This is a genomic window from Nocardia sp. XZ_19_385, from assembly GCF_015355755.1.
Lineage (GTDB): Bacteria > Actinomycetota > Actinomycetes > Mycobacteriales > Mycobacteriaceae > Nocardia.
Genome location: NZ_JACVEE010000001.1, coordinates 1,852,855 through 1,870,056, shown reverse-complemented (window position 1 = coordinate 1,870,056; position 17,202 = coordinate 1,852,855). Strand labels below are relative to the sequence as shown.

At 67.1% G+C, this 17,202-nt stretch carries 18 protein-coding genes; 14 read left to right on the top strand and 4 right to left on the bottom strand.

Features of this window, described 5'->3' with window-relative positions:
• Positions 1 to 8 precede the first annotated feature (8 nt).
• Positions 9 to 251: a hypothetical protein gene (locus tag IBX22_RS08780; RefSeq protein WP_194814803.1), complete on the top strand. Its 243-nt coding sequence runs from the start codon at positions 9 to 11 to the stop codon at positions 249 to 251.
• Positions 252 to 264: 13 nt separating this feature from the next.
• Here IBX22_RS08780 and IBX22_RS08775 read toward each other — a convergent pair whose 3' ends face one another.
• Positions 265 to 909, bottom strand: a complete 645-nt coding sequence (locus IBX22_RS08775; protein ID WP_194814802.1) for an SRPBCC family protein — start codon at positions 907 to 909, stop codon at positions 265 to 267.
• A gap of 134 nt (positions 910 to 1,043) precedes the next feature.
• Between IBX22_RS08775 and IBX22_RS08770 the strand changes: the two genes are divergently transcribed.
• Positions 1,044 to 1,685: a TetR/AcrR family transcriptional regulator gene (locus IBX22_RS08770; RefSeq protein ID WP_194814801.1), complete on the top strand. Its 642-nt coding sequence runs from the start codon at positions 1,044 to 1,046 to the stop codon at positions 1,683 to 1,685.
• A 69-nt stretch (positions 1,686 to 1,754) separates the two neighbouring features.
• On the opposite strand, the gene IBX22_RS08765 is transcribed toward IBX22_RS08770, so the two are convergent.
• Positions 1,755 to 3,920, bottom strand: a complete 2,166-nt coding sequence (locus tag IBX22_RS08765; RefSeq protein ID WP_194814800.1) for a catalase — start codon at positions 3,918 to 3,920, stop codon at positions 1,755 to 1,757.
• A gap of 284 nt (positions 3,921 to 4,204) precedes the next feature.
• On the opposite strand from IBX22_RS08765, the gene IBX22_RS08760 reads away from it, so the two are divergent.
• The 9 genes from IBX22_RS08760 to IBX22_RS08720 all read left to right on the top strand — a co-directional run bounded on the left by IBX22_RS08760 (position 4,205) and on the right by IBX22_RS08720 (position 13,761).
• Entirely contained in the window at positions 4,205 to 5,425 is a 1,221-nt protein-coding gene (locus IBX22_RS08760; RefSeq protein WP_194814799.1) for a cysteine desulfurase family protein, read from the top strand.
• Positions 5,425 to 6,543 carry a tRNA 2-thiouridine(34) synthase MnmA gene (gene mnmA / locus IBX22_RS08755; RefSeq protein ID WP_194814798.1) on the top strand — a complete coding sequence of 373 codons (1,119 nt, stop codon included), beginning with the start codon at positions 5,425 to 5,427 and terminating at the stop codon, positions 6,541 to 6,543. Before IBX22_RS08760 ends, mnmA begins: the two co-directional genes overlap by 1 nt.
• A gap of 161 nt (positions 6,544 to 6,704) precedes the next feature.
• Complete coding sequence (locus tag IBX22_RS08750; protein ID WP_194815690.1) at positions 6,705 to 7,730, top strand: methionine synthase; 1,026 nt, start codon at positions 6,705 to 6,707, stop codon at positions 7,728 to 7,730.
• A gap of 96 nt (positions 7,731 to 7,826) precedes the next feature.
• Complete coding sequence (locus IBX22_RS08745) at positions 7,827 to 8,270, top strand: excisionase family DNA-binding protein (protein ID WP_194814797.1); 444 nt, start codon at positions 7,827 to 7,829, stop codon at positions 8,268 to 8,270.
• Between the two features lie 13 nt (positions 8,271 to 8,283).
• The gene (locus IBX22_RS08740) at positions 8,284 to 8,874 is read left to right on the top strand and encodes a PIN domain-containing protein (protein WP_194814796.1); all 591 of its coding nucleotides are present in this window, start codon (positions 8,284 to 8,286) and stop codon (positions 8,872 to 8,874) included.
• Positions 8,875 to 9,027: 153 nt separating this feature from the next.
• On the top strand, positions 9,028 to 11,103 hold the full coding sequence (ligA, locus tag IBX22_RS08735; RefSeq protein ID WP_194815689.1) for an NAD-dependent DNA ligase LigA: 2,076 nt from the start codon (positions 9,028 to 9,030) through the stop codon (positions 11,101 to 11,103).
• A gap of 153 nt (positions 11,104 to 11,256) precedes the next feature.
• Entirely contained in the window at positions 11,257 to 11,796 is a 540-nt protein-coding gene (locus tag IBX22_RS08730; RefSeq protein ID WP_194814795.1) for a hypothetical protein, read from the top strand.
• A 176-nt stretch (positions 11,797 to 11,972) separates the two neighbouring features.
• Entirely contained in the window at positions 11,973 to 12,698 is a 726-nt protein-coding gene (locus tag IBX22_RS08725; RefSeq protein ID WP_375540208.1) for an SDR family NAD(P)-dependent oxidoreductase, read from the top strand.
• 34 nt (positions 12,699 to 12,732) lie between these two features.
• Positions 12,733 to 13,761, top strand: a complete 1,029-nt coding sequence (locus IBX22_RS08720) for an S-adenosylmethionine:tRNA ribosyltransferase-isomerase (protein ID WP_194814794.1) — start codon at positions 12,733 to 12,735, stop codon at positions 13,759 to 13,761.
• 6 nt (positions 13,762 to 13,767) lie between these two features.
• Here IBX22_RS08720 and IBX22_RS08715 read toward each other — a convergent pair whose 3' ends face one another.
• Together IBX22_RS08715 and IBX22_RS08710 are read right to left on the bottom strand one after the other, a co-directional pair.
• Entirely contained in the window at positions 13,768 to 14,097 is a 330-nt protein-coding gene (locus IBX22_RS08715; protein ID WP_194814793.1) for a hypothetical protein, read from the bottom strand.
• Between the two features lie 118 nt (positions 14,098 to 14,215).
• Positions 14,216 to 14,770 carry a Uma2 family endonuclease gene (locus IBX22_RS08710; RefSeq protein ID WP_194814792.1) on the bottom strand — a complete coding sequence of 185 codons (555 nt, stop codon included), beginning with the start codon at positions 14,768 to 14,770 and terminating at the stop codon, positions 14,216 to 14,218.
• 246 nt (positions 14,771 to 15,016) lie between these two features.
• Between IBX22_RS08710 and IBX22_RS08705 the strand changes: the two genes are divergently transcribed.
• From IBX22_RS08705 to IBX22_RS08695, 3 genes are read left to right on the top strand one after another with little or no spacing between them, the layout of a single operon-like run.
• The gene (locus tag IBX22_RS08705) at positions 15,017 to 16,261 is read left to right on the top strand and encodes an ATP/GTP-binding protein (protein ID WP_194814791.1); all 1,245 of its coding nucleotides are present in this window, start codon (positions 15,017 to 15,019) and stop codon (positions 16,259 to 16,261) included.
• 23 nt (positions 16,262 to 16,284) lie between these two features.
• Positions 16,285 to 16,644: a hypothetical protein gene (locus IBX22_RS08700; protein WP_194814790.1), complete on the top strand. Its 360-nt coding sequence runs from the start codon at positions 16,285 to 16,287 to the stop codon at positions 16,642 to 16,644.
• Positions 16,645 to 16,687: 43 nt separating this feature from the next.
• Complete coding sequence (locus IBX22_RS08695) at positions 16,688 to 17,194, top strand: GNAT family N-acetyltransferase (RefSeq protein ID WP_194814789.1); 507 nt, start codon at positions 16,688 to 16,690, stop codon at positions 17,192 to 17,194.
• The last annotated feature ends 8 nt before the right edge of the window (positions 17,195 to 17,202 follow it).

Here is a 17,202-nt window from a genome sequence, read left to right as displayed (position 1 = left end):
CTCTGACCATGACGACTACACACGAAACCGCGAAAGTGGCTGCACACCAGGCGAAGTGGAAGTTCTGGCTGCTGACGCTGGCCGGTCTCTACCCGCTGCTGACCATTCTGGTGACGGTCACCGCCCCGTTGGTCGAGCCGCTGCCCGCTCCGCTTCGCCTGGCCTGCATTCTGCCGATCGCGGTCGCCGCGATGGTGTGGGTGATCATGCCGTTCCTGACCCGCCGCTGCGCCGCCTGGCTGGCGCGCTGACGCCCGGTTCGAATCAGGACCGGGCTTCGGCGGCGGCCTTCAGGTCCTTCAGCCAAGCTTCCAGGCCGGCGCCGAGGAAGGTGGTGGAGGTGGGCACGTCGGCTTCGACCTGGGCCCCGGACCAGTTCTCTTCGGTGCGCACCAGGACACCGCCGTCGACCTCGGTGAAGGTCCAGACATGGACGCCGTTGTCGATGCGGAGTCCTTCGCCGATCGCGGGGCCACTCCAGCGCATGCAGTTGTTCTTCTGCAATTGGTGCACCGAAGAAGTGATGACCAGGGTGGTGGCCGGGGTCGTGGGGGAAGCGGGCACCGGAGTCGTCCACTCGAACTGCGAGCCGTCCCGCAGCGGACCCTGATCCAGCCGCTTGATGCCGGCGACGGCCTTCTGCCAGGTGGGCCAGCGCTCCACGTCGGTCTGCAGTTCCCAGATGGTGCTCAGGGGCGCGTTGATCACGGTCTCCGTCCGGTACCGGATCTTGGCCGCGTCGTCGATGCCGAGCCCGCCGCAGGTCAGCGCCGCCGGAGGAGTGGAAGCGACGGTCGTCGTCGCCTTGCTGTCCCCGGTGTCGCTGCCGCACGCGGTGACGACTGTCAGCGCGAGTGCGGCGAGGGGGATCAGGAACTGGGCAACGCGGCGGCTGTGCGAGTGGGGCATGATGCTCCTCGTGCTGAGTGGGTATCGATTTGTTTAGACCATATAAGCGCACGACGCCGAGTGTCAATCAAAAATCTGAGTAGGCTTCGATTTGGTGATAGCCTCTAAATAACTGAATGAGGAGGCAGCCGGCGATGGCAGCAGGTAAAACCGGTTCGCGAGAGCGCTACCGGGCCCAGGTACGCGCGGAGATCAAGCAGCACGCGTGGGACCAGATCGCCACAGCGGGGGTCTCGGCCTTGTCGCTCAACGCGATCGCCAAACACGTGGGCATGAGCGGACCCGCCCTGTACTGGTACTTCGCCAATCGCGACGAGCTGATCACCGAGCTCATCCGCGACGCCTACCGAAGCCTCGCCGATGCCGTCCGGTCCGCGTTCGACTCGGGATCCGGCGTGCCCGGTCTGGCCCACGCCGTGCGCGACTGGGCCCTGGAAGACCCGCAGCGGTACCTGCTTATCTATGGCACGCCGGTCCCCGGCTATCACGCACCCGACGACACGACCGCGATCTCCAACGAGGTCATGACGGTCCTCATCGAGGCGTTCGCCGCGCTGCCCGCCGACCAGCCGGCGACACCGTTCGATGCCCACCTCGAAAGCCATCGGCAATGGGCCCCGGATGCGGTCTCGGCCGCCACCCTGCGCCGCGCGCTGACTTTCTGGACTCGGGTCCACGGCGTGCTCTCACTCGAACTTGCCGGTCACTTCACCGGAATGGGATTCGACCCGGCCCTACTGTTCGCTGATGAAGTGGACGCGCTGCTGACGCACTGAGATCCCGGCGCGTCCCCACAGTAAGACGCGCCACAGGCGAAGTGCCTGTGGCGCGTCGAAACATTGCGCTCAGTGTGAATATTCGGCGGCTCGGGCCCAGACCCGATGTTCAGGCAGCAGGGTGGCGAGCGCGTCGAACGCCGCGGCGAGGGTCGGTGCGGTCTGAACGCCCGCGGAGTCCTTGGCGATGCCGGCTGCCTCGACCGCCGCGGCGCCGCCGGGGGTGTAGGCGATGCCTTTGAGATGGCGATGAGCCTCCTGCAGCAGCAGGTTCAGTCGCAGATCGGGGACGGTGCTCGTGATCAGCAACGCGTCGAATTCGATCGAGCGTGCGGTGTCGAGGGTTCGAGAGATCACGACTTGCTTTGCACCCGAACCCAATTCACCGCCATGCGGTGCGATGACCAACGGCGTCATCGACTGCTTGGTGATGGTGGTGACAGTCGCGGCCAAGTCGGCGAGATCGGTGTGCTCGTCGGCGAAGATGCCGATGATGCGGCCATCGGACGGCCAGGTTCCGCCGAGCTGGGAAAGCGCCGGGGAGACAACGACTTTCGTCTTCGCAGCCGCCTTTCCTGAAATCTGGAGCCCCAAACCGGTCGCGACCTTGGCCGCCAGCTGCTCGTCGATCTGGCGCAACACCGTGATAGCGCGCTCCTTGATCACCTTTTCGTAGCATTTGCCGAGTTCGAAGGTGTACGCCTTGGCGACGTGGGCCTGTTCGATCTCGGTGAGGCTGGCGTAGAACATGCGGGCCGAGCTGAAGTGGTCGTCGAAACTGGCCGCGGCGGCGCGCACCTTCTGCCCGGCCACGTGCTCCGGAAATTCGATCTGCACCGTGTCTTTCGCGCCCGCGAGGAACGGGCAACCGCCATCGAGACTGTTCGGCCGGTAGGGCGCGACGCCGGCATGGACCGCGGTCTGGTGCATGCCATCCCGCAGCATGTCGTTGACCTCGGCGTGCGGCCGGTTGATCGGAATCTGCGCGAAGTTCGGCCCGCCCAGCCGGGTGAGCTGGGTGTCGATGTAGGAGAACAGGCGACCCTGCAGCAACGGATCGTTGGTGACGTCGATGCCGCGAACCAGATGGCCGGGGTGGAAGGCGACCTGTTCGGTCTGGCTGAAGTAGTTGGTGGGATTGGCGTTCAGCGTCATCGTGCCGATGATCTGCACCGGCGCCAGTTCCTCGGGCACGAGCTTGGTGGGATCGAGCAGATCGATGCCTTCGAACATCTGCTCCTCGGTGTCGGGAAACACCTGGATCCCGAGGTCCCACTGCGGGAACGCGCCGGCTTCGATGGCGTCGGCGAGGTCGCGCCGGTGCATATCGGGGTCGATCCCGGCCGCGATCTGCGCTTCTTCCCACAGCAGCGAGTGCACGCCGAGCTTCGGCTTCCAATGGAACTTCACCAGCACCGACGCACCGCGGTCGTTGATCAGCCGGAAGGTGTGGACGCCGAAGCCCTCCATCATGCGATAGGAGCGCGGGATACCGCGGTCGGACATGTTCCACAGGGTGTGCGCGGTCGCCTCGGTGTGCAGGGTGACGAAATCCCAGAACGTGTCGTGGGCGCTCTGCGCCTGCGGAATCTCCCGATCCGGGTGCGGTTTGGCGGCGTGGACGACGTCGGGAAACTTGATGGCGTCCTGGATGAAGAACACCGGAATGTTGTTTCCGACCAGGTCGAAAACGCCCTCATCGGTGTAGAACTTGGTGGCGAAACCGCGGGTGTCACGGACCGTGTCGGCCGACCCACGCGAGCCGAGCACCGTGGAGAAGCGCACGAAAACCGGGGTTTCCTTGCCCTTCGCGAACAAGGACGCACAGCAGACCTTCGCGGCCGCGCCATTGCCGACGAACACCCCGTGCGCGGCCGCGCCGCGTGCGTGCACCGCTCGCTCGGGGATGCGCTCGTGGTCGAAGTGGGTGATCTTCTCGCGCAGATGGTGATCCTGCAGCAGGATCGGCCCACGCGGGCCCGCCTTCAGCGAATGGTCGGTGTCGCTGGGCCGAGCGCCCTGTGCCGTAGTCAGGAACGCGCCTTGCTGGGCTACGGCGTCTTGCGGAAGGCCGGTGGACTTCCCGGTCGGTGTGACCGTCTCCGGCCCGGTCTGGTCCGGTTTCGGTGGCAGCGGCTTGCGTGGCTTCGTCGGTTCTTGCACTGTCGCGGCCTCGCTGGACGGCGCGCCGGGAACGGCAGGCTGCGATTTCGAGCGTCGTGCGGATCCTGCCATCGAGCTACCTCCTGTGAGCGAACAAGTGTCTCCAGACAGCTGGGTGGTGCCCACCGTCGGTCGAGGCAAACCCGAAGTCGTTCGCACGGGGCAGGGACTGCCCGCTCGCCGTCGCCGGCGACTCCGTGCTGGCGTGGGGGTGCGTTGGCCCTGAAAGAGGCGCTCGAGCGGGGGCGACGGGAATATCGGAAGCCGCGCACGGCGTTGCGCATCGTGGGTAAATCGTAGACAGCGGGGGAACCCCCAAGATGTGCAGGTCAAGGCTGGGATAGGGTTATTCGGTCATGAAGTCGGCTCTATCGGGCGGTGCTGCGCCCAAGACGGTCTACCTCGATCACGCGGCCACCACTCCGATGCTGCCTGCCGCGATCGAGGCGATGACGGCTGCCCTGGCATTGCCCGGCAACGCGTCCTCCCTGCACGGGTCGGGCCGAGCGGCCCGGCGCATGCTCGAAGAGGCACGGGAATCCATCGCCGCTGATCTGGGCGCCCGGCCGTCGGAGGTCATCTTCACCTCCGGGGGCACCGAGAGCGACAATCTGGCGATCAAGGGCATTTACTGGGCGCGGCGTGACGCCGAACCGCGGCGCACCAGAATCATCAGCTCGTCCATCGAGCATCATGCGGTGATCGACGCGATCGAGTGGCTGGAGCAGCACGAGGGCGCGCACGTGACCTGGCTGCCGGTCGACGCGGACGGGGTCGTGGCGCCGCGGGTGCTGCAGGCCGCGCTCGCCGCGCACGCCGACGAGGTCGCGCTGGTCACCGTCATGTGGGCCAACAACGAGGTCGGGACCATTCAGCCGATCCGTGAATTGGCCTCGGTGGCACAGGAATTCGGTGTGCCCATGCACAGCGACGCGGTGCAGGCGGCCGCGCAGTTGCCCATAGATTTCGCGGCGAGCGGGTTGTCGGCGGCCAGTTTCGCCGGGCACAAGATCGGCGGACCGCACGGGGTCGGAGTGCTGCTGCTGGGCCGGCAGGTGCCGTGTGTGCCGCTGCTGCACGGCGGCGGGCACGAGCGGGACCTGCGTTCGGGGACCTCCGATACCGCGGCGGCGGTCGGTTTCGCCACCGCGCTGCACCAGGCTGTGACCGAATTGCCCGTGCGTGCAATGGAATTGGCCGCGCTGCGCGACGAGCTGATCGAACGGGTGCTGGAAGCGGTGCCGGAGGCGGTACTCAACGGGCCGCGCGACGCGCACCGGCTGCCCGGCAACGTGCACTTCAGATTCCCTGGCTGCGAAGGGGATTCGTTGCTGATGCTGCTGGACGCGGCCGGGATCGAATGCTCGACCGGGTCGGCGTGCAATGCGGGCGTGGCCGAACCCAGTCATGTCTTGATCGCCATGGGCGTGGAGCCGTGGGAGGCGCGCGGATCGCTGCGCTTCTCGCTCGGGCACACCTCGACCCGTGCCGATGTGAATGCCCTGGTGCAGGTCTTGCCCCAGGTTGTGGAGCGAGCCAGAGCGGCTGGTCTTGCCGGTGCGAAAGGTGGTGTGTGATGCGGGTACTCGCGGCGATGAGCGGTGGTGTGGATTCGGCTGTGGCGGCGGCACGCGCCGTCGACGCCGGACATGAGGTGGTCGGGGTGCACCTGGCGCTGTCGGCGAACCCCGGCACGCTGCGCACCGGATCGCGCGGTTGCTGCTCGAAGGAGGACGCCGGCGATGCCCGCCGCGCCGCCGACGTGCTCGGAATCCCGTTCTATGTCTGGGATTTCGCCGACCGCTTCAAGGAAGACGTGATCGACGACTTCGTCGCGGCCTACGCGGCGGGGGAGACCCCGAACCCGTGCCTGCGCTGCAACGAGAAGATCAAGTTCTCGGCGCTGTCGGACCGGGCGGTGGCGCTCGGATTCGATGCGGTGGTCACCGGCCATTACGCGCGACTGGACGACGGCGTGCTGCGCCGCGCGGTCGACGCCGACAAGGATCAGTCCTACGTGCTCGCGGTGCTCACGGCCGAGCAGCTCTCCCGGGCGATGTTCCCGGTGGGCGACACCCCGAAGCCGCAGATCCGCGAGGAGGCCGCCGAGCGCGGGCTCTCGGTCGCGAACAAGCCCGACTCCCATGACATCTGCTTCATCCCGTCCGGGGACACCCGCGCCTTCCTCGGCGCCAAGATCGGTATCCGGCCCGGTGCGGTCGTCGATGCCGACGGCACCAAGCTCGCCGAACACGAAGGCGTGCACGGGTTTACGATCGGTCAGCGCAAGGGCCTCGGGCTGCCCGGGCCGGGCGCCGACGGCAAGCCTCGCTATGTCACCGGCATCGATCCCGAATCGGGTACCGTCCATGTGGGTTCGGCAGAGGATCTGCAGGTGTGGACCGTGCTGGCCGAACGCGCCATCTGGACCTCCGGTGTCGCGCCGGAAGGACCGATCGAGTGCGTCGCACAGGTCCGCGCGCACGGCGGTACCGCGCCCGCGGTCGCCGAAGCGGTCGGCGACGGCCTGCTCGTGCGCCTGCGCGAACCCCTCACCGGTGTCGCGAAGGGCCAGGCGGTGGTGCTCTACCGCCCGGACTCCGAGGGCGACGAAGTGATCGGTAGCGGCACCATCAGCGGCACCGAACGCGACAACAGCACAATCGGCAGCGAAACCAGCTCTGCCGCCCAGTAATTCGGCAGAGCTGGCAAGGTACGGCAGGTGAGTGGCACATCGCTGAGGCAAACGGCGAGTGGCCCCGCCAAGGTGTGCCACTCGGCGCTCCGTTCAGCGAATACCGACTTGGGTAGGGCGTAGTGAGCGAAACCGGAACAGACGCGACCGGGACGGCGGCGATGAAGTTGCTGCCCGGAGGGATCGCGACCGCGGTGGGATCGTGGCCGGGGGCCGATCCCCGGGAGGCGGCGGCGACCATTGCCGGTGAGCTGCCCGACCTCGCGCATCTGGTCGAATTGCCAGGTCGCGGCGTGGGTGCGGACATGCTCGGGCGGGTTTCGGCCCTGCTGGTGGACATGCGTTTCGACACCACCACCCGCGGCTACCGCCTCGCACCGCGACCGGGCGCGGCATCCCGCCGCGCCCGCGACCTGCTGCGCGCGGACCTGGACGCGCTCGAAGAAGTCTGGGAGACAACGGGTTCGGCGGGTACCGGCCGGGTTGTCAAAGTGCAGGCCGCCGGTCCGCTGACGCTGGCCGCTCAGGTAGAACTCCCCGGCGGCCACCGCATCCTCACCGATCCCGGTGCGGTGCGCGACCTTTCGGAATCCCTCGCCGAGGGTCTGCGCGCGCACGTGGCCGAAGTGCGCAAGCGCCTCGGCGCGGAAGTCGTTGTGCAGCTTGATGAACCATCACTCACCGATGTGCTGAACGGTTCCCTACGTGGCGTAAGCGTGCTCAACACCGTGCGCGCAGTCCCGGAGCCGGAGGCCCTCGCGCTCCTCGACGCCGTCATCACCTCGCAATCCGCACCGGTCCTGGTGCACAGCTGCGCCAATCCGCCCGCAATCGGCTTCCTGCGCGCCAGCGCGGCCGCCGCAATCGGTTTCGACATCACCACCATCGCGACCCGCGACCTGGACCGGATCGGCGAAACCCTAGACGCCGGAAAGCAATTGGTGCTCGGACTGGTACCGACCACAGCCCCGGCCATCCCGCCCACCTGGCGCGATATCGCCGAACCAGCCGTACGCCTGGTCGACCGCCTCGGCTTCTCGCGCCGGACGCTGTCGTCCCAGGTCCTCGTCAGTCCGGCCTGTGGGCTGGGCGCTGCGCCGCTGCCCTGGGCGCGCCGCGCACTGAGTCTGGCCGCCGAAACGGCCCGCGCTTTCGCCGACGACCCCGACTCTCTGACCTTCGAATAGTGCCGGCGGTGCGAGCGGCTGAAGCCGGGTTGTTGCGTTTATGGCGTTTAGCGTTCATACTCGGGTCATGACTGGTACGGCGCAGGGAGGTGCCCGATGACCGTGTCTCATCTGGAGGCCAACGTCTCGCCGTCGGTCCGAATCAAGCTCGAAGACGCCCTGACGACGCTTCGTGGCGCAGTTCCAGATGAATCGGCGATCACGATCGATGGTGTGCGTATCGAGGTCCCGGCGAGCGTGCGCACCGCAGTACTCACCGTGCTCGAGCAGTTGAGCGCCGGACGTGGCGTGGTCATCGGTGCCATCGAGGAATTGGTGACGACTTCCACCGCAGCCGAGTTGCTAGGGCTCTCGCGTACCTATGTGTGCCGGTTGGTCGACGACGGGAAACTTCCAGCCGAGTATCGCGGCACCCATCGTCGAATCCCATTGCGGGCCTTGCTCGATTATCGTGATCAGCGACAGCGTGAATCTGGCGCGGCCCTCGACGAGGTCGCGAGGGTTTCCCGCAAATCGGGTCTTTACGACGACGATTTCTGAGTAGAGTCGCTCGGTGCCGTTCCGAGCCTTCCTCGATGCCAACGTACTGGTCCCCGCACGCCTTCGTGATGTCCTACTGACGCTGGCCGAGGTACGGCTGTACGAAGTGCGCTGGAGCGCAGAGGTTTTGGCGGAAGCGGCCCGGCACCTACCGGAATCCATGGATGCTGCCGATCGTGCGGTGCTGTTCTCCGCAATGGCCCAGGCGTTTCCGGACGCGCTGGTCGAGTGGCCCGACGGTTTCGAAGCGGACGTCCCGAAGCTTGTGAATCAGAAAGATCGCCATGTGGTGGCGGCTGCTGTTTTTGCCCATGCCGAGGTGCTGGTCACCTCAGATCGGCCACTGATCCAAGAGCTGGAGCAGGTGCCGGGACTGATCGAAGCGCAAACCGCATCGGCGTTCGTCGCCTACACGCTCGATTCAGATCTTTCGCGGGCGGGCGCTGCCCTGCTGGCTATGGCAAGGCGGCGGTGGCTGCCGGGCGCGAGTGCGGGAAGCAATGTCGAAATACGGGATCGTTTGGGAATCTGGGCGCGGCGGGAGCTCGGCGATGCAGTCGGTGATTTGATCGCCAGGCCCGAATTCCTGCGGAGGGTCGAGTAGCCGAAGGGGGAGGATCAGCGTCCGCGATACGCCGTGCTTCGCTCGTGAACAGGCCGTCTGACGTGCCCGAATGTGTCGGTGGGGTCGGCTAGGGTTCCTTGTGTGAGTGACAGTGTCGAATCCCTCCAGAACCCCGCCGGTGACAGTGCGCCCGTGCAGGCGTCGGCGGAGCTGCGCGTGCGGTGGCAGCAGTTGGCCGATGAGGTGCGCGAGCATCAGTTCCGGTATTACGTGCGGGACGCGCCGATCGTTTCCGATGGCGAGTTCGACACGCTGCTACGGAAGTTGCAGGCGCTGGAGGAGTCGCATCCGGATCTGCGGACGCCCGATTCGCCGACCCAGATGGTCGGCGGCGGCTTCGCGACCGACTTCACCGCGGTCGACCATCTGGAGCGAATGCTGTCGCTGGACAATGTCTTCGACTTCGATGAGCTGCGCACCTGGGCGAGCAAGGTGGAAGCCGAGGCCGGATCCAACCTGCACTATCTGTGCGAGGTGAAGATCGACGGCGTCGCGCTGAACCTGGTGTACGAGAACGGCAAGCTGGTGCGCGGCGCCACCCGCGGCGACGGGCGCACCGGTGAAGACGTCACGTTGAACGCACGCACCATCGAAGACATCCCCGGTGAACTGACACCGACCGCGGAGTTCCCGGTCCCGGCGCTGCTCGAGGTGCGCGGCGAGGCCTACATGCGGCTAGAGGATTTCGAGACGCTCAACGCCGCCATCGTCGCGGAAGGCAAACCGCCGTACGCGAATCCGCGCAACACCGCGGCCGGTTCGCTGCGGCAGAAGGATCCGTCGGTGACGGCGCGGCGACGGCTGCGGATGATCTGCCACGGCTTCGGCCGCATCGAAGGATATGCGCCGACCTCGCAGCACGAGGCCTACCGGGCGCTCGCCGCGTGGGGGCTGCCGGTGTCCGAGCACACGCGGCTCGTGCAGGGCATCGACGCGGTGATCGAGCGGGTCGCCTACTGGGGTGAGCACCGCCACGACATCGAGCACGAGATCGACGGCCAGGTCATCAAGATCGACGAGATGGCGTTGCAGCGCCGCCTCGGGTCGACGTCGCGGGCGCCGCGCTGGGCCATCGCGTACAAGTATCCGCCGGAAGAAGCGACCACCAAGCTTCGCGATATCCAGGTCAATGTCGGTCGCACCGGGCGGGTTACGCCGTTCGCGGTGATGGAGCCGGTGTCGATCGCGGGCTCCACCGTCTCGATGGCCACGCTGCACAACGCGTCCGAGGTCAAGCGCAAGGGCGTGCTGATCGGCGACACCGTCACCATCCGCAAGGCCGGCGACGTGATCCCCGAGGTGCTCGGCCCGGTGGTCGACGCGCGCACCGGCGACGAACGCGAATTCGTCATGCCGACGCACTGCCCCGAATGCGGCACCGAACTCGCGCCCGCCAAAGAGGGCGACGCCGATATCCGCTGCCCCAACCAGCAGTACTGCCCGGCGCAGTTGCGCGAGCGGGTCTTCCACGTCGCCGGCCGCGGCGCCTTCGACATCGAAGCACTCGGCTACGAGGCCGCGGTCGACCTGCTCAAATCCGGCGCGATCTCCGACGAAGGCGACCTGTTCGACCTCGACGAAGCCGACCTGCTGACCACCACGCTGTTCGCCAACAAGAGCGGCACGCTGTCCGCCAACGGCAAACGGCTACTGGAGAATCTGGAATCCGCCAAGGACCGTCCGCTGTGGCGCGTGCTGGTCGCCTTGTCGATCCGCCATGTCGGCCCCACCGCGGCCCGCGCGCTCGCCGCGGAATTCGCCAGCATGGAACGCATCATGGAAGCCTCCGCCGAGGAGCTCGGCGCCGCCGACGGCGTCGGCCCGACCATCGCGAACGCCGCCGCCGAATGGTTCACCGTCGACTGGCATCGCGCCATCGTCGACAAGTGGGCGGCCGCGGGCGTGCGCATGGAAGACGAACGCGACGAATCGATCGAGCGCAACCTCGAGGGCCTGTCCATCGTCGTCACCGGTTCGCTGCAAGGCTTTACGCGGGACGGCGCCAAGGAAGCGATCCTGCTCCGCGGCGGCAAGGCGGCCAGCTCGGTCTCGAAGAAGACGGCGTTCGTGGTCATCGGTGATTCGCCCGGCACCAAGGCGGCCAAGGCCGAGGAGCTGGGGGTGCCGATCCTGGACGAGGACGGTTTCCGGCGGCTTCTCGACGAGGGCCCGGAGGCGGTGACTCCGCCGGTAGCGGACGCCGAGTAGCGCGGTTGGATGTCCTGCGCCGCTGGGTGGCCTGCTGCGGAGCGCGATGTCGACGTCGAAGTAGTCGCGGACCTCCGCTACGCCTCGGGGCGTAGGCGGGCTGTCGCCGCCAGCCGGATTCATCTCGCAACGCGGGGCGACAGGCTGGGACGCATGTGGAAACTGAACCGCCGCTGGCGTCAGACAACGCTCATTGTTCACATCGTCGCCGCGGGCGCGTGGATCGGCATCGACGTCATCGTCGCCGTGCTGGTCGCCGTCGGCCGGTTCGGCTCGGGCGTCGAGACCAGAAGCCTTGCCTACCAAGCACTCGCGGCCTTCGTGGTGTGGCCGATGCTGATTTCCGCGCTGGTGTGCCTGGCCACCGGATTGCTGCTGGGCCTGGGCACCAAATGGGGTTTGGTTCGCTACTGGTGGGTGCTGGTCAAGCTGGTGCTCAACCTGGGGCTGTGCCTGCTCATCGTGACAGCGCTGCGGCCGGGCATGGCCGAGGTCGGAGGCTACGGCAGGGAGCTGCTGACCGGCGCGCCCGATCCGGCGGCGGTGTCGGAACTCTTCTACCCGCCCGCGGTGTCGCTGACCGCCCTTGCGATCGCGACCGTGCTCAGCGTTGCCAAACCCTGGGGGCGTGTCCGACGCGGGTCGCGCCCACGTGGCGACACCAAACGCCAACTCGTTACCGCGCGCCGTTGATGATCCGCGCGTCACGTCGGCGGCTATTGAAAGAAGTAGCGTCAGTTGCTCGCCGGTGTGGAGAAGGCGCTGTGCGCTCCTTCAGTGTTTTGCCGGAGGCTAGCGCGAGCGAACAAGGCGGCTGGGTACGCGCCGGGCGAACGACGCTTGACCTGAACTATCGTTTAGGTATCACGATGGTGGTGACTGAACAGGAGGTCACCATGATTCACCATCGCAATGCTCTGATCACGGGTGCTTCGGCAGGGTTGGGGCTGGCGCTGAGCCGGGAACTTGTCCGCCGCGGATGGCGGGTGGTCGGCACCGGGCGCCGGGCGGGTCGGCTCACGAGTGTTCGGACGGAGCTGGGTTCGGCATTTCTCGCGGTACCCGGGGATGTCGGGGATCCGGCGCATCGTGCGCGGCTGGCGGAAGCTACCGAGGCGCTGGGGCAGCTCGACCTCGTCGTGAACAACGCGAGCTCGCTCGGGTCGAGTCCGTTGCCGCCGCTCGCGGGGTATCCACTCGACGTGCTGGAGAAGATCTATCGCACCAATGTTGTTGCGCCGCTGGCTATTCTACAGTTCGCGTTGCCGCTGCTGCGGGACGCGAACGGTGTCGCGGTGAACATCAGCTCCGATGCCGGTGTCGAGCCGTACCCCGGCTGGGGTGGTTACGGTTCGTCCAAGGCGGCGCTGGACCAGCTCACCGCGATCCTGGCCGCCGAGCATCCGGAGCTCTCGATCTACGCCTTCGATCCCGGTGACATGCGCACCGAAATGCACCAGGCCGCGTTCCCCGGTGACGACATCTCCGACCGTCCGGCGCCGGAGACCGTGGTACCGGCCCTGCTCCGGCTGATCGAGCAGCGCCCCAAGAGCGCTCGCTACACCGCTGCCGATTTCACCGAGGTCGTCCGATGAACAGCACACTGTCTACAGCGGGCGGAGGAGCTCGATGACCGTCTCGGTGGCCGAACGGGCCTTCGTGTTGCCGCCGGAGCGGAACGCGACGCAACCACCGGAAGCACGCGGGCTCGCCCGCGACGAAGTGCGGTTGCTGGTGGCGCAGGATGGGCTGACGCACGCCCGGTTCAACGAACTGCCGCAGCATCTGCGCCCCGGTGACCTTGTGGTGGTGAACAATTCAGCGACGATGTCCGCCGCGGTCGACGGGTTTCTCGGCGACCGGCCGGTCACCCTGCACTTCTCGACCTGGCTGGACGACGGCCGGTGGGTGGTGGAAGTCCGCTCTCCGGAACGGATTCCGTTTCCGCACCGAGCCCTCGCGCCGGGCGTCACGCTGGAGCTACTGGGCGGCGCTCGAGCCACTCTGGTCGAACCGTGGTTGCCACCGGCCCGGCGTTTGTGGAGCGCTGAGCTCACCGGCGACCCGTATCAGCTGATGCGGAGTCACGGGTATCCGATCACCTATTCGTATGTGCCGCAACGCTGGTCGGCTTCGTACTACACGACAGCCTTCGGCCGTATTCCCGGCAGCGCGGAAATGCCGAGCGCCGCACGGCCGTTCACCGATCGGCTGGTATTGGATCTGCTGACCTCCGGTGTCGGCGTCGCGCCGATCACTCTGCACACCGGGGTGTCCTCACCGGAAACCGGCGAACCACCGAGCCCGGAACGCCGCACTGTCCCCGCCGCCACCGCCCGCCTCGTCAACGACACAAAGGCTGCGGGCGGACGCGTGATCGCGGTCGGCACCACGGTGACTCGCGCCCTGGAATCCGCCGCCGATCCCGCCGGCCGGGTTCATCCGGCGGCGGGCTGGACGGAACTCGTACTCGGCGCGGACAATCCGGCCCGCGTCGTCGACGGCCTGATCACCGGCTGGCACGCACCGGGCGCCTCGCACCTGGACCTGCTGGTAGCGGTAGCAGGCGAAGGGGTGGTGTGTGACGCCTACGCGGCGGCCCTGGACACCGGCTACCTGTGGCACGAATTCGGTGACAGCGCACTACTACTGCGCTGACTGCCCTTAGACCGGCGTCAGCACTACCGACGCGGATTTCTGCGCGGGCAGCGGAATCTGCGCGCAGTGCCCGGGATCGAGCTCACGGTTGAGCGGCCTGGCTCCATATCCGCTGTACTCGACACGCACGGTGACCTTTACCGGCCCCACCGAACACACCTTGGACACCCACCGCGGCGACGAGAAACTCGCCGACCCCGCCTGACAATGATTGTCTCCGCCTTCGAAGAAGATTCGCGCGGTGCCATCCGGACACGGCGACCCCGCCACCGCCTGCGGCACGAAGATCACCGACCCGAGCCCCATCGCGGCGATAACCGCGCTCCGAAGTGCCACCCGCCGTACTGAAATTTCCATCGCTACCTACTCGCTCGAAACTTTCGCACCGCATCGCACACGGCAACTACTGCGCCCAGCATGCTAGTGCGACTTGTCCAGCTTGTCCGCACTTCGGTCAGCCACGATCCGGGTACAGCAACTCGTCGACGGCGATGGCGGTGTCGGCGTAGTGCACTGGAATGAGCTGGCCCGGGTGGTATTCCCGGACGGTGCGGTAGCCGGTGGGCGTGGGGTCGGTGTGCTCGTAGATGACGCCCTCGGTGACGACCCAATACACCTCGTACCCGTCACGGCTGTACAACCTCGCCTTGATTCCGAGGTCCTCGCGAACGGTTTCATGTGAGACCTCGACCAGCAACAGCACATCGGCGGGATGCCACATCGAGATCTTTCGTCCGACCTTCCCGATGGCTTCGCTGCCTTGACGTCGAATCCAGCAATCAGGGTCCGGTAGGGAGTCGCCAGTGGGGAGCGACGCGCCAGTCACCACGACCCCTTCGCCGGGAAGTGTTCTAACGACCCGAAACAGGGTTTCACCATGCCAGTCCCCGATCCCCACTGGCCAAACCTCCCCCTCGATGAGTTCGACCCGATGGTCGAACTCACCCGCCTCCCACGCGCGCACGAACTCGTCGCGGGTCCAGCGGCGTTCGATCGGGGCCTCGGTCATGTGCTCAGGCTATCGCTAACTCGGTGGCGGGAACAGGTCGTTCGCGGCGACGGTGTCGTCGGCGGGGTGTGGTGGTCATGAGCACAACCTACGTCGGGCACAAGGCGCGAAGTTCCTCAGCGGGCGACAAATGCGCAGGTAGGAGCAAGTATTTCAGAGTTATACACAACTGTCGCGGAAGGTTGCTAACAGGAGCGAGCTGCCCTGTATGTCGCACACCCGCCGTGCGCAGGCAAGGATGGCAGCGTGTTGCGGAGCTTTCAGGTGGAGAATCATCGGTCACTGGCCGAACGGCAGGAACTGCGGTTGTACCGGGGGAGTGGGCCGGTGGCGGTGCCGGTGACGGCGGTGCTCGGGTCGCCGGCGGCGGGGAAGTCCAGCCTGATCGGGGCGCTGGGGCAGATGCGGGACGCGGTGCTGAATTCGGTGACGGGGTGGGACCCCTATGCCGGGCCGGTGCGATCGCCGCACCTCGGATTCCCGGATCGGCCAACGGAATTCGTGGCCGCCTTCGTCGCGGAGGGGGTCCCCTATACCTATGGGTTCCGGTTGGACAACGCCGATGTGACGGCGGAGTGGTTGTACACCCATCCGCGGAACCGGAAGCGAATCGTGTTCGAGCGCAACGGCGATCAGATCAAGGTCGGTCCGATGTTCGAGGCGGCCCGCTACGGGATTGCCGCGCTGGTACCGCTGGTGCGCCCGAACGCGTTGCTGCTCAGCCTGGCCGGGCAGATGTACGCCGAGGCGCTGGTGCCCGCCTACCGGTGGTTCTCCGCGCTGCTGGAGGTGCAGGCGGGTGCGCCGGACCCGGCCGAGGTGGCGCATCGGCTGGGCGGGCACGTCTCCCGGTCCGCCGAGAACGCCGCGCGACTGCTCCTGCTGCTCCGTGCCGCCGACCTGGGCATCACGGATCTGCTTGTCGCCGAACATGATCCGATGTACGCCGACTACCTGCGGGACCTGGACGGCGACATCGCCGCGACCGCCGAGCAGGCCGACCTGTGCGCCACCTCGCCCGGCCATGCCGAGAATCTGTTGCGGGCCAACGGAATCACCCCGCTGATGCTGGACCGCGAACTCGCCAATCTGCGGGCCGCACGCGACGCGCTCTACTCCCGGATGGTCGCCCGCCGCGGCGCCGGCCTGAATGTGATGCACGAGGGCATAGCGGCCCCCTTCGACATCACCGACGAATCCGCCGCCACCCTGTCCCTGCTGCGGCTGCTCCCGACGATGCTGGACGCGCTCGACGCGGGCCGCGTGCTCGCGGTCGACGACCTCGGCGCGCACCTGCCCGCCGAACAGGCCGACCGCCTGATCCAGCTGTTTCAGAACCCGGAAACCAATTCCCGTGGCGCCCAGCTGATCTACACCACCAGCAACCGAGCGTTGATCGATCGCGGCAACGGCCGCTCGCAGCGCACCCGCACCGCGGTCTGGCAGGTCCGCCGGACCGAGCGGGGAGCCAGCGAGCTCGCCGTGCTCTAGCCGCGCTGACTAGGATGAATGGCATGTTGCAGTTCGTATTCCTCGTGGTCATGGTGGTCGCCCTGGCCACCCTGGTGGTGCCGTTGCTGCGCCGGCGCGGGGCGTCGGGGCTGGGGGCGGGCCAGCGGGGAGTGCCGCCGGAAAGCGGCTCGGTGTATGTCACCGGTATCAGCCCGCGCCCGCTCGACGGAACCGAGGAATTCGTCACCATCACCGGCAATCTGAGCGGCCCGTCGGTTTCGGAGGCGGTCGTGTACGGCCGCTGGGTGTGGGATGTGAACCAGTGGCCGACGGTCGGCGAATTCATCCCGGTCGTCTACCCGGCCGGGAAGCCGGACCGCTGGCAGCCCGTGCATCCCGGTGCCCGGTCGCTGTGGGGGTAGCCGCGCGTCAAGGGCAGTTGCCGCTGGTGGCAGTATTCCCGGTATGGGTGCACACGACTCCGCGGTCGTCATCCGGACGGCAAACCCGGACGAATACGACGCGATCGGCGAGCTGACGGTCGACGTCTACGTCGGCGAGGGATACGTCCAGGCAGACAGCCTCTACGTCACCGAACTGGGCGATACCCCCAAGCGTGCGGCCGCGGCGCAGATCCTGGTGGCCACGCACGAGGATCGGGTGGTCGGCTCGCTCACCGTTGCCCGGCCCGGCACCCCCTACGCCGAGATCGCCCGGCCGGGTGAGCTCGAGTTCCGGATGCTGGCGGTGTCGAAGACGGCGCGCGGTCTCGGCGCGGGCACGGCGCTGGTGCGAACCGTCCTCGATATCGCCGCGGCGGAATCGTTCGAAGCGGTGGCGCTCACCACCATGCCCGCCATGGCTGATGCCCGCCGGCTCTACGACCGTTTCGGTTTCGTCCCGGTCCCCGAGCGGGACTGGCTCACCCCTTCGGGCGAGCAGCTACGCGTGCTCCGACTGCAACTCTCCTGAGTCACAAC

Bases quoted from the DNA above. Each gene is read 5' to 3' on its own strand.
- mnmA (WP_194814798.1), top strand. From the start codon at position 5,425: ATGCGGGTACTCGCGGCGATGAGCGGTGGTGTGGATTCGGCTGTGGCG.
- IBX22_RS08750 (WP_194815690.1), top strand. From the start codon at position 6,705: ATGAAGTTGCTGCCCGGAGGGATCGCGACCGCGGTGGGATCGTGGCCG.
- IBX22_RS08720 (WP_194814794.1), top strand. From the start codon at position 12,733: ATGACCGTCTCGGTGGCCGAACGGGCCTTCGTGTTGCCGCCGGAGCGG.
- IBX22_RS08745 (WP_194814797.1), top strand. From the start codon at position 7,827: ATGACCGTGTCTCATCTGGAGGCCAACGTCTCGCCGTCGGTCCGAATC.
- IBX22_RS08695 (WP_194814789.1), top strand. From the start codon at position 16,688: ATGGGTGCACACGACTCCGCGGTCGTCATCCGGACGGCAAACCCGGAC.
- IBX22_RS08780 (WP_194814803.1), top strand. From the start codon at position 9: ATGACGACTACACACGAAACCGCGAAAGTGGCTGCACACCAGGCGAAG.
- IBX22_RS08765 (WP_194814800.1), bottom strand. From the start codon at position 3,920: ATGGCAGGATCCGCACGACGCTCGAAATCGCAGCCTGCCGTTCCCGGC.
- IBX22_RS08760 (WP_194814799.1), top strand. From the start codon at position 4,205: ATGAAGTCGGCTCTATCGGGCGGTGCTGCGCCCAAGACGGTCTACCTC.
- IBX22_RS08710 (WP_194814792.1), bottom strand. From the start codon at position 14,770: ATGACCGAGGCCCCGATCGAACGCCGCTGGACCCGCGACGAGTTCGTG.
- IBX22_RS08700 (WP_194814790.1), top strand. From the start codon at position 16,285: ATGTTGCAGTTCGTATTCCTCGTGGTCATGGTGGTCGCCCTGGCCACC.
- IBX22_RS08775 (WP_194814802.1), bottom strand. From the start codon at position 909: ATGCCCCACTCGCACAGCCGCCGCGTTGCCCAGTTCCTGATCCCCCTC.
- IBX22_RS08730 (WP_194814795.1), top strand. From the start codon at position 11,257: ATGTGGAAACTGAACCGCCGCTGGCGTCAGACAACGCTCATTGTTCAC.
- IBX22_RS08770 (WP_194814801.1), top strand. From the start codon at position 1,044: ATGGCAGCAGGTAAAACCGGTTCGCGAGAGCGCTACCGGGCCCAGGTA.
- IBX22_RS08725 (WP_375540208.1), top strand. From the start codon at position 11,973: ATGGTGGTGACTGAACAGGAGGTCACCATGATTCACCATCGCAATGCT.